The organism is Marinactinospora thermotolerans DSM 45154 (assembly GCF_900167435.1).
In the GTDB taxonomy this organism is placed as follows: domain Bacteria; phylum Actinomycetota; class Actinomycetes; order Streptosporangiales; family Streptosporangiaceae; genus Marinactinospora; species Marinactinospora thermotolerans.
Map to the genome: position 1 here is coordinate 268,523 of NZ_FUWS01000009.1, position 13,676 is coordinate 282,198.

At 70.2% G+C, this 13,676-nt stretch carries 12 protein-coding genes; 5 read left to right on the forward strand and 7 right to left on the reverse strand.

The genetic code is table 11. From position 1 onward, the window contains the following. Positions 1 to 63: 63 nt before the first annotated feature. The 5 genes from B5D66_RS17385 to B5D66_RS17405 all read left to right on the forward strand — a co-directional run bounded on the left by B5D66_RS17385 (position 64) and on the right by B5D66_RS17405 (position 5,036). Complete coding sequence (locus B5D66_RS17385; protein WP_078762803.1) at positions 64 to 1,524, forward strand: PucR family transcriptional regulator; 1,461 nt, start codon at positions 64 to 66, stop codon at positions 1,522 to 1,524. A gap of 577 nt (positions 1,525 to 2,101) precedes the next feature. After that, positions 2,102 to 2,701, forward strand: coding sequence for a roadblock/LC7 domain-containing protein (locus B5D66_RS17390; RefSeq protein ID WP_078762804.1), 600 nt, complete (start codon positions 2,102 to 2,104; stop codon positions 2,699 to 2,701). A 110-nt stretch (positions 2,702 to 2,811) separates the two neighbouring features. After that, positions 2,812 to 3,183, forward strand: coding sequence for a hypothetical protein (locus tag B5D66_RS17395; protein ID WP_078762805.1), 372 nt, complete (start codon positions 2,812 to 2,814; stop codon positions 3,181 to 3,183). A gap of 159 nt (positions 3,184 to 3,342) precedes the next feature. Beyond that, a complete protein-coding gene (locus tag B5D66_RS17400; protein ID WP_078762806.1) occupies positions 3,343 to 4,224 on the forward strand; it encodes an Fpg/Nei family DNA glycosylase in 882 nt (293 codons plus the stop codon). Positions 4,225 to 4,436: 212 nt separating this feature from the next. After that, entirely contained in the window at positions 4,437 to 5,036 is a 600-nt protein-coding gene (locus tag B5D66_RS17405; RefSeq protein ID WP_159457284.1) for a YceI family protein, read from the forward strand. 10 nt (positions 5,037 to 5,046) lie between these two features. On the opposite strand, the gene B5D66_RS17410 is transcribed toward B5D66_RS17405, so the two are convergent. The 7 genes from B5D66_RS17410 to B5D66_RS17440 form a co-directional block, all read right to left on the reverse strand. After that, on the reverse strand, positions 5,047 to 5,577 hold the full coding sequence (locus B5D66_RS17410; RefSeq protein WP_078762808.1) for a phospholipase: 531 nt from the start codon (positions 5,575 to 5,577) through the stop codon (positions 5,047 to 5,049). A gap of 90 nt (positions 5,578 to 5,667) precedes the next feature. Further along, on the reverse strand, positions 5,668 to 6,618 hold the full coding sequence (locus B5D66_RS17415) for a DUF72 domain-containing protein (protein ID WP_078762809.1): 951 nt from the start codon (positions 6,616 to 6,618) through the stop codon (positions 5,668 to 5,670). A 27-nt stretch (positions 6,619 to 6,645) separates the two neighbouring features. Further along, positions 6,646 to 8,469, reverse strand: a complete 1,824-nt coding sequence (locus tag B5D66_RS17420; protein ID WP_235001058.1) for a glycoside hydrolase family 15 protein — start codon at positions 8,467 to 8,469, stop codon at positions 6,646 to 6,648. Positions 8,470 to 8,682: 213 nt separating this feature from the next. Beyond that, complete coding sequence (locus B5D66_RS17425; protein ID WP_078762810.1) at positions 8,683 to 9,132, reverse strand: hypothetical protein; 450 nt, start codon at positions 9,130 to 9,132, stop codon at positions 8,683 to 8,685. Between the two features lie 147 nt (positions 9,133 to 9,279). Then, positions 9,280 to 10,479 carry an MFS transporter gene (locus tag B5D66_RS17430; protein ID WP_078762811.1) on the reverse strand — a complete coding sequence of 400 codons (1,200 nt, stop codon included), beginning with the start codon at positions 10,477 to 10,479 and terminating at the stop codon, positions 9,280 to 9,282. A gap of 1,359 nt (positions 10,480 to 11,838) precedes the next feature. Beyond that, positions 11,839 to 12,576 (reverse strand): hypothetical protein, encoded by a 738-nt coding sequence (locus B5D66_RS17435; protein ID WP_078762845.1) that lies wholly within the window; start codon positions 12,574 to 12,576, stop codon positions 11,839 to 11,841. A gap of 72 nt (positions 12,577 to 12,648) precedes the next feature. Beyond that, entirely contained in the window at positions 12,649 to 13,041 is a 393-nt protein-coding gene (locus B5D66_RS17440; RefSeq protein WP_078762812.1) for a spore germination protein GerW family protein, read from the reverse strand. Between the last annotated feature and the right edge of the window lie 635 nt (positions 13,042 to 13,676).

The window sequence follows — 13,676 nt, forward strand, 5'->3', positions numbered from 1 at the left end:
GAAGTACGCCCCGGCCGCCCACCGCGGGCGCGTGATCTTTGGCGACCAACGAGGAATCCAGCCGTGCCGCCCACACTCGGAACGCTTCTGCGGACCCCGCGCCTGCGTCTCAGCCTGCTCACCGGCGGCGAGCAGCTCGATCGCCAGGTGCGCTGGGTGGCGGTCAGCGAACTCACCGATCCCACCCCCTACCTGGAGGGCGGTGAGCTCGTCCTGACGACCGGCGTGCGCTGGCACGACGACCTCGGGGCCGCCCGCGACTACGTTCGCCGCCTGGTCGGCCGCGAGGTCGCGGGGCTGGGGTTCGGTAGCGGGGTCACCCATCCGGAGGTGCCCGCCGACCTCGTCGAAGCGGCCACCGAACTCGGGCTGCCCCTGATCGAGGTGCCCCGCCCCACCCCCTTCATCGCGATCGGCAAGGAGGTCTCCCGCCTCCTCGCCCGGGAACAGTACGAGGGGCTCACCCGCGCCTTCGCGGCGCAGCGGCAGCTCACCCAGGCGGCCCTGCGCGGCGCCGACGCGGTCGTGGACCGGCTCGGTGCCGAACTCGGTGGCTGGGTCCTCCTCCTCGCCCCCGACGGGGCGCTGCGGCACGCCTTCCCGGCCGGCGCGGCCCACCGGGCCGTCGAGCTCGGCCGGGAGGTGCACCGCCTGCGCGACTCCCGTTACCGCGCCGGGGCCTCGGTGTCGGCCGTGGGGGAGAGCGTCGCCCTGCAACCGCTCGGCGTCGGCGGTCGGATCCGCGGCTTCCTCGCGGTCGGCGGGGAGCGCGGGCTCGGTCCCGACGAACGCACCCTCGTCAACGCCGCGATCTCGCTGCTGTCGCTGGAACTGGCCCGCACCGAGCCGGTCCGCGGCGAGGGGATCCAGGGAGGGGTGCTGGCCGCCCTGCTCGACGGCGCGATCGCCGCGCGGGGGCCGGGAGCGGACCGGTTGCGCGCCGCGCTTCCCGCCGAACCGGTGGCGGTCGCCCTCGCCGACGCCGGAGCCGAGACCGCTCCCTTGTGGGACCCCGCGCTGGACGGTTGCCTGGTCGCCGAACTCGACGGACGTCTCACCGTCCTCGGCGCGGCGGGGGAGCGTCCGGGGGAGATCCTGTCCGGGGTGGTGGAGGGACCGGTGGGGGAGAGCGAGCCCTGCGGCTACGACAGCCTTCCCACGGCCCGTACCCAGGCGGAGCGGGCGTTGGAGGCGGCCCGTCGGGAGGGTGGTGGAGTCGTCCGCCACGGTGACCTGCCCGGCGGCCTTCTCGGGCTCCTCGACACGCCCTCGGGGGAACGCATCGCCGGTGACCTGCTGGCCCCGCTGTTGGCGCACCGTTCGGCCGGCGACCTGGTCGGGTCGTTGCGGGCCTACCTCGCCGCGTCCGGCCGTTGGGACGCCGCGGCCGACGCGCTGGGGGTCCACCGGCACACGTTGCGCTACCGGATCACCCGCATCCGCGAACTGCTCCCCGGGGACCTCGACGATCCCGACTACCGCGCCGAACTGTGGTTCGCGCTGCGCATGTTGACCGACGGGTGAGGTGCCACGCCCAGCCCGCGTGGGGGACGGTGGCACCCGGTGTCCAGACGGAGCGGGGCCGACCGCGCCACGGCGGTCTGCGCGCCCGCGCGTCCTTTGGGAGACGGGGCGGAGCCGGCCGGTTTCGCGTTCTTCCCCCGCGGTCTCCTCGCGATGCCGCGCGCAAGGACGCGCCGCGGGTCTGGGCGGGGGAGGAGACGCCTTCACGGCGTCGCGGGAAAGGGGCGGGATCCCGCGCGATCGCTTCCACCGAACGTACGGACACCACGTCGTCCAAGGGGTGTCCCGCGTGCTCCGGGCGCCGGCGGGTTCTCCGTCCGGTGTCAGGGGGGGAAACAGGGAAACGGCGGGACTTTCGCCCGTTTACTTCCGTAGCGATATTTGCTAGGCCGGCGTGCCCAGGAGAGGAAACAAGATCATCTCTTGGGCGAAGAGCGCCGTAATTGTGAATTTCGATGGAAATCGCTGCGTTTCGTGGCTGAGGGGAATACGCTCACTTCCGTCCCGGAGTGGCGGCATTCACGGCGTGCCGGGTCTGTCTTGACAGGCGTGCCGTAACGACACGTGAAGGAACGCAGTGCCCGCGATCAACGAACAGATGAGGGAGTTCCTGCAGCTCCCCGGTGCGCGCAGTGTGTCTTTGGTCGATTACACGAATGACCGGGTCCTGGCCGAATTCGGTCATGGAATCCGGGGAGGTTCCGATGGGACGGACGGGGTGGCCGCCCTTGTCCGCGCGTTCGTCGCCGATCTCGACCTGGTATCCCGAGAGGACGGAAACGATCTCGAAGACGTCGTGCTCACCACTTCCGGCGGTTATCTGCTGGTCGCGGTGCTGAGCCTGCCGACGGGAACACGTTTTTGTATCCAGCTTCGTATGGACCGCGAGAGCGGCAACGTCGGCCTGGCGCTCAGAGCATTACGTCATTTCGCGGCACGGCCGCCGGCGGGCCTGGCAGAGGCGTTCTCCCCGCCGCCCGGACCGCCGCAGCGGCGTACGAGGGCCCTGCCGCGTCGTTACCGCGATCCCACGCGCAGGCTCCGGGCGGGCGGCCAACCGGTCGATTGGGAGACGCCCGACCCGGCGACGCTACGGCGTGTGCTCGGCGCGCTGCGGGAGCTGTGTTCCGCGCCCGTGGAGCCGCCGTTGCGGAGCCTGAGGACTGGAGCGGCGTGAAGAGACCACTGTTGCACCGCGTCGGACGGCTGCTGGTGAAGCGCCAGGAGGATCCCGACCACGACAACGCACCCGAGTCCGCAACACACCGATCGAGTGGAGGAGAGGCAATGCCCAACCTGGACGCGGCCCTCAAGGAGATGATGACCATCGACGGCGCCATCGGCGCCTCCGTGGTCGACTACGGCAGTGGGATGTCGCTCGGTTCGCTGAGCACCACCAACGACCTGGACCTGACGGTCGCCTCCGCGGGGAACACCGAGGTGGTGCGGGCGAAGATGCGCACGATCGATCAGCTCGGCCTCAAGGACGGCATCGAGGACGTCCTCATCACCCTGAGCAGCCAGTATCACCTCATCCGGCCTCTGACCAGCCGTAAGGGGCAGGGGCTGTTCCTCTATCTGGCGCTGGACCGTAGCCGGGCGAACCTGGCGCTGGCCCGGCACCTGTTGAAGAACATCGAGGAGACGCTGGAGATGTAGCTGCTATGTCCTGGGCGGTCGGCTTTTTCGGGCCGGCCGCCCATGCAATTGCATGGGAGAAAACGCTGTCCGTTTCGGTCCTTCGCGCAGGTAGGGTGCGAGACGGCCGGGGAGCCCTCCAGGGCGCCCGTGACCGGCGGACACACAGGGAGGAACACGGTGCCCGAGGGCCACACCCTGCACCGGCTGGCGGCGCACTTCACCACGACGTTCGTGGGCACGCGGCTACGGGTCTCCAGCCCCCAAGGGCGCTTCGCCGACGGCGCGCGCCGCCTCGACGGGCGGGTGCTCACCGCCGCGGAGGCCCACGGCAAACAGCTGTTCCTCGGATTCGACTCGGCCGAGTGGCTCCGCGTGCACCTGGGGCTCTACGGAGCCTGGACGTTCGGCGACGCCGCGGGGGAACGCAGCCTCGGCGCCCCGCGCGTCGCGTCAGGGAACGAACGGGAACTCCTCCACGACGCCGACGGCTTCGTCGTCCCCCCGGCGCCCGTGGGCGCGGTCCGGGTCCGCTTCGCCTCCGCATCCGGCTGGGCCGACCTACGCGGCCCCTCGGCCTGCGAAGTCCTGGGAGAAGACGAGAAAGAGGCGGTGCGCGCCCGGCTCGGCCCCGACCCCTTGCGTCGCGACGCCGACCCCGAGCGGGCCTGGGACGTCGTCCGCCGTTCGCGCACCCCGATCGCCGCTTTGCTCATGCGCCAAGACGTGATCGCCGGGATCGGCAACATCTACCGGGCGGAGTCGCTGTTTCGCGCCGGCATCGAACCGCACCGCCCAGGCCGCGAACTGTCGCGCGCCCAGTGGCAGGCGCTGTGGGACGACGTCACCGCCATGCTCGGTGACGGCGTACGAGAAGGACGGATCATCACCACCCGACCCGAGGACCGCCCCGATCCCGAGCTGCGGCCGGTCCCGCGCGAGGACGCCTTCTACGTCTCCTACCGCACCGGCCTGCCCTGCCGCATGTGCGGTACCCATGTCCGAGCCGAGGAGCTGGCCGGACGCACGCTGTACTGGTGCCCCGGCTGCCAGAAGGGGTGAAGGGCCCCGCCCCGGAGGCGGGGCCGGCGTGGCGCCCCGGACGCCGATGGGTCCGAAGCGGAAGGGGAATCCGGCGCCCCAACGCTCACATATGTGGCTACGGTTACCCGAGGGACACATGATCATCGGTGGCGCTGGAGAAACGGAGGGGCGCGTACATGGGCGACGACACACGACGAACGGTACGCCTACACGTCGTCGAGGACGGTGACATGGAACCGCACACACCCGCCCTCCCTCAGGCCGACACGTGGTACGTCGACCCTGTCCACTCCACCGTGGGCTTCACCGCCGGAATGCAGGGGCTGGTGCGCGTACGCGGCCGGTTCGGCAGAGTCTCGGGGGTCGTGTGGGTCGCCGAGGACCCCGAGAAGAGCTCGGCCAGCGTCTCGGTCGAGGCGGCCAGCATCGACACCGGCATCGCCCGCAGGGACGAGCACCTGCGCTCCTCCGACTTCCTCGACGTCGACCGCTTCCCCACGATCGACTGGCGCGGTACCCACGCCGAGCCCGCCCCCACCCCCGGAACCTGGATCTTCCACGGCGAGCTCACGGTCAAGGGGATCACCGCGCCCCTGCCGCTGACCGGCTCCTTCCTCGGCGAACAGCCCTACCCCTTCGGCGACGCCACGATGATCGGCCTCACCGGGACCGCCAGGCTCGACCGCTTCGACTTCGGCATCGACGCGATGCCGCCCGTCCCCGGGGCCAGGCTGTTCGTCGGTCGCGACGTCGAGATCCATCTCGACGTCGCGATGATCAACAGCGACATCCGTTTCTTCACCGAGCGCTTCCTGTCGGGACGCCGCTGAACCGGGGCGGTTACCCGACCGCGTGGCGCGCGAGGTAGGACTCGGCGCGCTCGACCGCGTTCGCCCGCTCCAGGGCCTCGGCCGTGCTGACCCCCGACCCGCCGAACTCCCGCACGGCGTTGTAGTAGATGACGGCGACCCCACGGCACAGCACGTTGCCGCCGCACACCGAGTACATGTCGGTGCGGAACTGGTTGTCGATACGCAGCCGCGCCTCTTCGGTGAACCGGGACTGCTGTTTGTAATTGCGGTAGCCGAAGTCGTGGCGCTCGCAGCTGGACAGGAACTCGTACCCGAAGGGCTCGTCCGGGGACCAGCTGCACCCGTCGGAGTCCCAGACGAGCTGGTCGGCGTGCGGACGCTGGTCGCGGATCGCGTCGAACTCCGCCAGCGGCGTCGCGAAGAGGTAGGTGTCGGTGACGCCGCGCACCTGCTCGGGGGTGAGCGCGGCGTGGGCGCCTGTGGCGGTCGGCAGTGTGAGCAGGACGGCGGCCGCCGCGGTGGCGACCGCGGTGACGGCGCGGCGGATGACGAGACGCATGGGGGAGACCCTTCCGTCCGATGGGATGCGGTCTCTGAGTAATACGTCATGAGCGCACGGTGAGGGAAGGGGGAAACGGTGAACCCGCGGTCATCTTTCGACGTCTCCCCTTCCCCGAGGCGCTCCTCCCGCGTGGGGGACGATCGTCTCCGTTCCCTCGCCGAGCAACTCCGCCAGCCGCTCGGCGTTGCGCTGCGCCCAGTCACGGTTGCAGTTGTTCATCACGACGTGGACCGCCGCGGCCTCGTCGGCGAGGTGCCGTATCCGCGGCACCCACTCCGACAGCTCGGCGTCGTCGTAGCGGTAGGCGAACCGGGCGCGCTTGTCCCCGCTGTCCCAGTGCCGGGAACGGCCGTGGAACCGGACCACGGCCAGATCGGGGGAGGTGACCGCGGCCAATGGTGGGACCGAGCTCGTGTGGCCCTGCGGCATGTCCACGCACACATAGGGCAGGTCGTTGTCCACCAGGAAACGGAGCGTCTCCTCGCGGTTCTCCTCGCGCAGCCACGATGCGTGCCGGAACTCCACGCACACGCGCATCGGCGCGCACCGCTCCCGGCACTCCAGGATGTAGCGCCGGCGCTCGGCGCCGGCGGGGAACCAGGGCGGAAACTGCAACAGCACCGCTCCCAGCTTGCCGGAGCGCTGGAGCGGGGCCAGCGCGGTGCGGAAGCGGTCCCACATCTCCGTCACCAGGCCGGGGTCGGCGTCGGCGACGTAGAGGTTGCCGTTGCGGTTGGCGCTCTTGGCCGCCGCCGCCCGCAACGGGACCGGCAGCGCCGAGGGGCGGGTCGGATGGTGGGTGAACAGGGAGAACGCCTTGACGTTGAAGACGAAGTCCGGCGGAGTCCGTTCCACCCAGGCGAGTGAGGTCCGCTCGGCCGGCGGGTGGTAGTAGGTGGCGTCCACCTCGACCACGGGGAAACGCGAGGCGTAGAAGCGGAGCCGTTGCTCGGGGGTGCGGGCCTGCGGCGGGTACCAGCCCGACTCGACCAGTGAACGGTCGGTCCACGAGGCGGTGCCGATGCGTATGTGTCCCATGGCGTCGGGCTACCCGCCCGATCCCCGTCAACCCAGGGTGCGGTCCAGGTTCAGCGCGGCGCTGATCAGTCCGAGATGGGTGAACGCCTGGGGGAAGTTGCCGAGCTGGTCACCGCTCAGCCCGATCTGTTCGGAGTACAGCCCCAGGTGGTTGGCGTAGGTGAACATCTTCTCCAGGACCAGCCGCGCGTCCTCCAGGCGGCCGGCCCGGGTCAGGGCCTCGGCGTACCAGAACGAGCACAGCGAGAAGGTCCCCTCCTCGGCGTCCATTCCGTCGTCCACCGCGTCGGCGTCGTAGCGGAACACCAGGCTGTCGGTCGTCAGGTGCTCCTCGATGGCCTCCAACGTGGAGAGGAACCGCGGGTCGGTGGGGGAGGTGAACTTCACCATGGGCATCAGCAGCATCGAGGCGTCCAGGATCGGCTCTCCCAGACGCTGGGTGAACGCCTTCAGCTCCTCGTTCCACCCTTCTTCCAGGATCTGCCGGTGGACGGTGTCGCGCGCCCGGGTCCATTCGGCGATGTCGCCCGGCAGGCCGCGCCGGCGCGCCATGCGGATCATCCGCTCGATCGCCACCCAGGTCATCAACCGGGAGAAGGTGTGCCGGCCCTCCACGCCACGCTTCTCCCAGATGCCGGCGTCGGGTCGGTCCCAGTGGGTGCACAGCCAGTCCAGCGTTTCGGTGAGGTGCCGCCAGGTGTCCAGGGACAGCCCCGTGTCGTACTTGTCGAAGAGGTAGAGCGCGTCGAAGATCTCGCCGTACACGTCCAGTTGGAGCTGTTCGGAGGCGGCGTTGCCGATCCGTACCGGTGCCGATCCGCGGTAGCCGGCCAGATGGCGCAGCTCCTCCTCGGTGGGATCGCTGTCCCCGTCCACCGTGTACATCACGCGCAACGGACCGAACTCCTCGTCGGAGGGCGCGCGGAAACGGGCGCACAGCCATCCCGTGAACGCCTCGGCCTCCTCGGTGAACCCCAACTGGAGCAGCGCGTACAGCGAGAAGGCCGCGTCGCGCAGCCATACCCTGCGGTAGTCCCAATTGCGTTCGCCGCCGATCCGTTCGGGCAGCGAGGTCGTCGGCGCGGCGATGATCGCGCCGGTCGGCTCGTAGGTGAGCATCTTCAACGTCAGCGCGGAGCGCTGCACCATCTCCCGCCAGCGTCCGGTGTAGGTGCACGCGGACAGCCAGCCGCGCCAGAAGGCCGCGGTCGCGTCGAACAGTCCCTCGACGTCGGCCGGGCGATCGGGGGGCGGGTCGCGGTGGTCACCGGGTTCGAGGACCTCCAGGACGAACAGTTCCGTCTCGCCGTGCGCGATCCGGAACTCGCCGGCGGCGCCGCCGGTGTTCTCGTGCCGCAGGTCGACGCTGGTGCGCAGGCACAGTTCCAGGTCCGCGCCGAGGAACCAGATGCCACGTTCGTCGCGGCGGACGGTGTGGGCGGTGCGTCCGTAGTCCATCCGCGGATCCACGGTGACACGCATCCGCATGGAGCCGCGGACGGCGACGACCCGGCGGACCAGGAGTTGGCGGTGGTCGGGGTCGTGGGCGCGCAGCACCGGCATGAAGTCCTGCACTTCCACCACGCCGTCCACGGTGAGGAAGCGGGTCACGAGGATGTTGGACTCGGGGAAGTAGTTCTGCTGGGTGTTGGAGACCTCGCAGGTGGGGGTGATGGTCCAGTGGCCGCCCCGCTCGGGGTCCAGGAGGGAGGCGAACACGCTGGGGGAGTCGAACCGGGGGCAGCAGAACCAGTCGATGCCTCCCCGGGTGCTCACCAGCGCCGCGGTGCGCATGTCGCCGATCATTCCGTGCTCGGCGATCGGCGGATAGCTGTCGGGGTTCTCCGTCACCCTTCTCCTCCCTTACAGGGCGGGTTCCCGGGCGCGGCTACCCGCGGGAGGAGATGGATAACGACCTGACTGTTGACTGGTAGCGGAGCAGGTACTACGGTCGGCTCAACTATTAGGAAGCTTTCCTAATAGAAAGGTTCGCCGGCCCAGGACCGGATCGGAGCGGGTGGATGAGGAGCGCCCGCTCCGGTCCCCTGCCGTGCCGTGGACCCGTCACTCCAACCGGGGACAGTCGCCGGCCAGGCCGCCGTCGGCCTCGCCATTGCCGCCACCCCGGAAGTACACCTCGTTGACCCATCCCCACGCCCCGGTGTCGGACCTGGTCAACGCCCACCAGGTGTTCCAGTATCCGCTCAGGTCCTGGCGGGCTCCGCTGACCTGGCAGACGTACCAGTTGGCGCGGGGCCCGGTCTCGTTCAGCCACCCCACCGCGGTACCGCCGTGGGGCGACTCGTACACCGGGATGCGCCCATCGGGACGAGGAGACCAGTCGGGACAGCGCTCGACCGCGATGCTGCGGCCGGTGGGCAACGTCTGGTACTCACCGTCGAAGACGCAGGGCTGCTCGTCGGCCGCGGCGGCGGGAGCGGCGGTGGCCGATCCCAGGAAGAGCGCCGCGACCGGGATCGCGAGCAGGCGGGCAAGGGAAGCCTCCGTCGCCATGTGTCCTACCTCCGGTGCGGTGGGTGACGCTCCCACCCTGCCCCTCCCCGACCGGGAAGAGAAGCACCCGAGGCCGTCCCACCCTGGCTGGACTTCCAGGTCATGTCCGACCCGGACGGTCACCGGCCACGGTGATCGGCCCGGCGCTCAGTCCCCCGGGGTGCGCGCCGCCGCGCCCGCGGCCAGCGCGAGCACCGCACAGGTGAACCACAACGCCCCGCCCACGCCCGTCGCCGTCGCCACCAGGCTCGCCCCCGCCGGCATGGCCACCTGACCCACCCGGTTGCTCATCAAGCGCAACGCCAACGCGGTGCTCCGCGCCGACGCGGGGACCGCCCGCACCACCGTGGTCATCGTCAACGGTTGCCCCAGCCCCAACAGGAAACCGCCGACCCCCAGCGCGACCGCCATGACGGCCGGTCCCGACAACGGCAGCGGCACCACCGCCAACGCGACCGCCGCGCCCGCGGCGCTCACCACGATCAGGGCACGACGGCTCCAGCGCCTCAACAGGACGGGCAGGAGCAGCCGGGAGGCGATCGACGCGGCCGCGCGCAGGCTCAACAGGGCACCGGCGACCGTCGGGGCGATGCCGTTCTGCTCCGCGATCAGCGGCAGGTAGGCGGTCAGGATGTCCACGGCGGCCAACAGCGCCAGGCTCACGAACAACCCCGTCGGGATCCCCGGGCTGCGCAGCAACCCGGTCAGCGGCAGCCGTGGCCCGCGCTCCGGCGTGGGGGGAACCCGGCCGCCTCCGCCGCGGGCCACGCCCAGCAACCCCGGCAACGCCAGCAAGGCGACGACCACCGCCACCAGCAACGCCATACGGGTCGGCTCGCGCAACGCGGCCCCCGACGCCTCCCCCAGCAGGGCACCGGCCAGCGCCGGGCCGGCCATCTGTCCCACCGACACCGCGGCGGTGAACCAGCCGAAGTTGCGGTCCAGCCCGTCCTCGGGGGACAACCGGGCCACCAGTCCCTGGCCGGCGATCATGAACACCAGGTGCCCCAGTCCCAGCACCGTCCCGCCCAGCGCGAGCGTCCACAACGACGTCGACAGGGCCATGAGCACCGGAGCGGCGGCCAGCAGGAGCGTTCCCGCGACGATCACCAAGGGGGAACGGGGATAGCGATCGGTGAAACGCCCCAACGGGACGGCCGAAACGACGGAGACCAGCGCGTAGGCCGCGGTGATCAGGCCGATGGCCAGTTCGTCGGCGCCAAAGGAGATGGCCCGGTAGGACAGCAGGGGCCGGGCGAGGTTCAGAGCGGTCTGGGTGAGGACCACCGAACCCAGCAGCCACACCAGCCACCGTCCGTTGCCCGCGACGTCTTTCTCGGAGGTCATGGGGTCACCACGCCGAGGACACGCGCGGGGGAGTGAGGACCGTCAGCAGGCCCGCGCGTTTTGAACCCGGCCACCTTCTCGCGATTTCGCCGCCCCACAACACGCCTTCCGAACACGTCGATCGAGGACCGTTCGTGGGGCCGGAGACGCAAAGGGGCGAACCGGCCGGGAACGGCCACGCGGTTCCATACCGCCCAGGCGCACGGTATACCCAGGGACACAGACGTACGCACTCGGCATCGGGTCATCGGACCGAGAAAGCCGAAAAGGCACCGTAGAGAAGGCGGCGGGCCTGTCCCAGCCCGACCGTGGTCGGACGGGACGACGCCCCTCCCGGTCATCTCAGCCCTCCTGGGCCGCCCAGACGTCGGACCGGCCCATGACCCCTGGCTCACCGTCTCGTCCGTGCCGGCCGCCGCGCGCCCTGCCCCTCAGCGAGGAAGGAGGCGGACGGGCCCGGTGGTGGGCCATGAAAGGCGGGATGGGCCGGGCGCGGACGACGTTCGTCGCGGCCCCTTCGGGAGCGGCGTCACGGTGACCGGGCCGCCCGGTGCCTCGGTGGAGCCCCTGACGATACCTGTCGTCCCCCATGCCGCACCGTCAGCCCCGTAGGCGTCGGTGGAGAAGGCGAGTTCTCCCGGGCTTCCAGGGCCACCGGCCGCCACGTCCCCCAGACGGTCCTTCGAGGTCACCGTCGGTGGGCGTGGCGGGGCCGTGGTGTCGTCTCCAGATGGCAGCGCGTCGGCCAGCCGCTCCGTCCCGCCCAGCGCCCGACGGTGGCCCTCTGCGGCGGGGTACCCGCGCCCCTGCGGCCCGCGCTCGCACCCGCTGGGGTGGAGCTCCCCCGAGCCGAGGCCCGTCCCCGCTCGCCGGCCGACGGCGTGGCACGGGATCCCGCGGGACAGCACGCAAGAGGGCCGCGGTGATCGGCCGTGGAGCGGCCGGATCGGTCGAACAGAGACCGCCGGGAGAACCGCGGATCTCGGCCGGCGGGAACGGCCGGTGGGACGTCGATCTGTGGGGGAACGGCCGGCGTGTCCGACGACAGGGACGCCACTCCCATTGACACAAGGTCGCGACGGGCTTTCAGGATCGGAGCAACCCCGTCTGTTCTTCCGAGGTCCCTCCAGAACGAGGACGGCGGAGGAACATCAACCTTGAAAACCCGCGAAAAGAACTCTTCTCCCATGAAGCGGGATACCGCCTGAAATGGGCCTGGTGGGCGGTGTGACCTGGGCGAAGGCGGGCTCTCGGGCGAAATGGGCCAGGCCCGCCCCCGAAAAGGGAACGGGCCCGAATCCCGCGAGGTGTTCCGCGGCTTCGCGCCGCAGCCCGCGAACGGCCGGAAACGCGATCCGTTCAGGGCTTGAGACTCGGCGGAATGATCCCCTCGCGAATGGAGCGCAGGATCTCGTCGGAGGTCGCGCTGTAGGAGGTGGCCCGGCGCACCTCCGAACGAACCGCGGAGACCACGGCCTCGCTCTGCAGGATCCCCGCCAACGACGGCGGTGCCAAGGCCTCACGCCCCTTGCGGGCCACGTCGACCAGCCCCCGCTCGAACACGTCCTTGGTCAGGTAGAACAGCCCGTGGACCTTGTCCGCCACGTCGCCCTCGGAGAGCAGGTCCACCTGGACGATCAACCGCGGAGACACGTCGGCGCCCGGCAGGTGGTAGGAACGCCATTCGCGCCCGTTGGTGAACAGCAGCCACTCGGCGCCCTGCTCCTCCGCGTGCGTCCGCGCCTGGCGCAGGCTGCGGACGTCCAATTCCTGACCGCACCGCTTGATCTCCAGGAACGCGACGATCCGGTCGCCGATGCGCACGCCGTAGTCGACGGACTCGCCCTTGGTCTGGTACTCGGTGGTCAGGTCGTTGTACTTGTCATAACCGAGCGCCTCACCGAGGAAGTCGGTGGCCAGGATCCTCGTGTCTCCCTCGTTGGCATCCCGGTCCACCAGGTCGGTCAACGGTCCGGCGAACCGCGCCACGGCCCCGTGCAGGCGTTCACGGACGGAGACCTCCCATGACTCGCCTGGGAAGGCGAACTCGCCGGTTCTCGTCAGGACCTGGGTCGCGTTGGAGTCCTTCGGTTCCATCTCGTGCACGCTGGGCCGCCTGTTCCATCGGGGGGAAATCCGCTTCGAGCGGGAATGATAATGGTCGGCAGCTCAGCGTCTCAGGACGGTGCGTACGATCTGGATGGCGGTCAGACAGGCGATCGCGGCGAGCGGAAGAAGCAGGTTCTTCAGTGGATCGCGGATCGGCGTGTAATGGGCGTCGCCGTCCTTGACCGTGATGTAGCCGACGGGAATCGCGTGAACGCTTCCGGCGCCTTGGCCGCTCGACGGCTCAGAGGAGGCGCATGTGTTCCTCCCCCCGACCGTGGCGAGACTGACCCGGCAGACCGGGATCACCGTCACGGAGTCGCGCTCCACGGGGGGCCCGTAGACCAGGGAGGCGTCAGCGCCGATCCCGGCCGCGTCCGCCACGGCATCGATGGGGGCGGAGAGCAGGCGCTCTCCCCCCGGCGCCGCTGAGGGGCGGTCCGTCGGATCGCTCATCACCCGGCTCCTCTCTTCTCTCCAGGGAGTCCAACGCTATAGGCGTGGGAGACGAAAGCCCATGCCGCTCCGGCGCCTGGCCGGCATGCGCCATCCGGGGCGGCGGGATCCGTGTCTCCTGGCATGAGCACGGGAGAAGGTGGGGTAGTGTTCTCCGAGTCGCCCTGGTGCGGCCCTCGAGGCCGGCCACGAGGCGATCGACCTCCTCATGATCACTCCGGTCACGGCATCCGTCCGGGTCGGGTAGAGTGGGGAGGCCGAGGATCTGGAGAAGCGGACATCCGCTCTGGATGGCCGTCCGGGTCCGTCTTCACGGGACGTCCGCTCACCCAGGTGAGTGTCCCCTTCCTTCGCATCAGATGCCGACGGTGTCGTCGTTGTCGGTTATCCGGACGACCTCGGCCCCGTTGAATTCCGACGTCGAAAGGGAGTTCTTTTCGGGGTTGTCGGGTTCGGAATCGCCGGTTTGGCGGGGTCGGAACGCCCTGATAAAGTGAAGACACAACGGAACGCGGGACCTGGACACTCTCCGGAAAACGCGAACCGATTCCCGGTTTCATCAGGGAAACCCGGAAAGCGCCGATTCGACGCCGGACGGAACACCTGATAAAGTGGGAACACAACAAAGCGGAAGC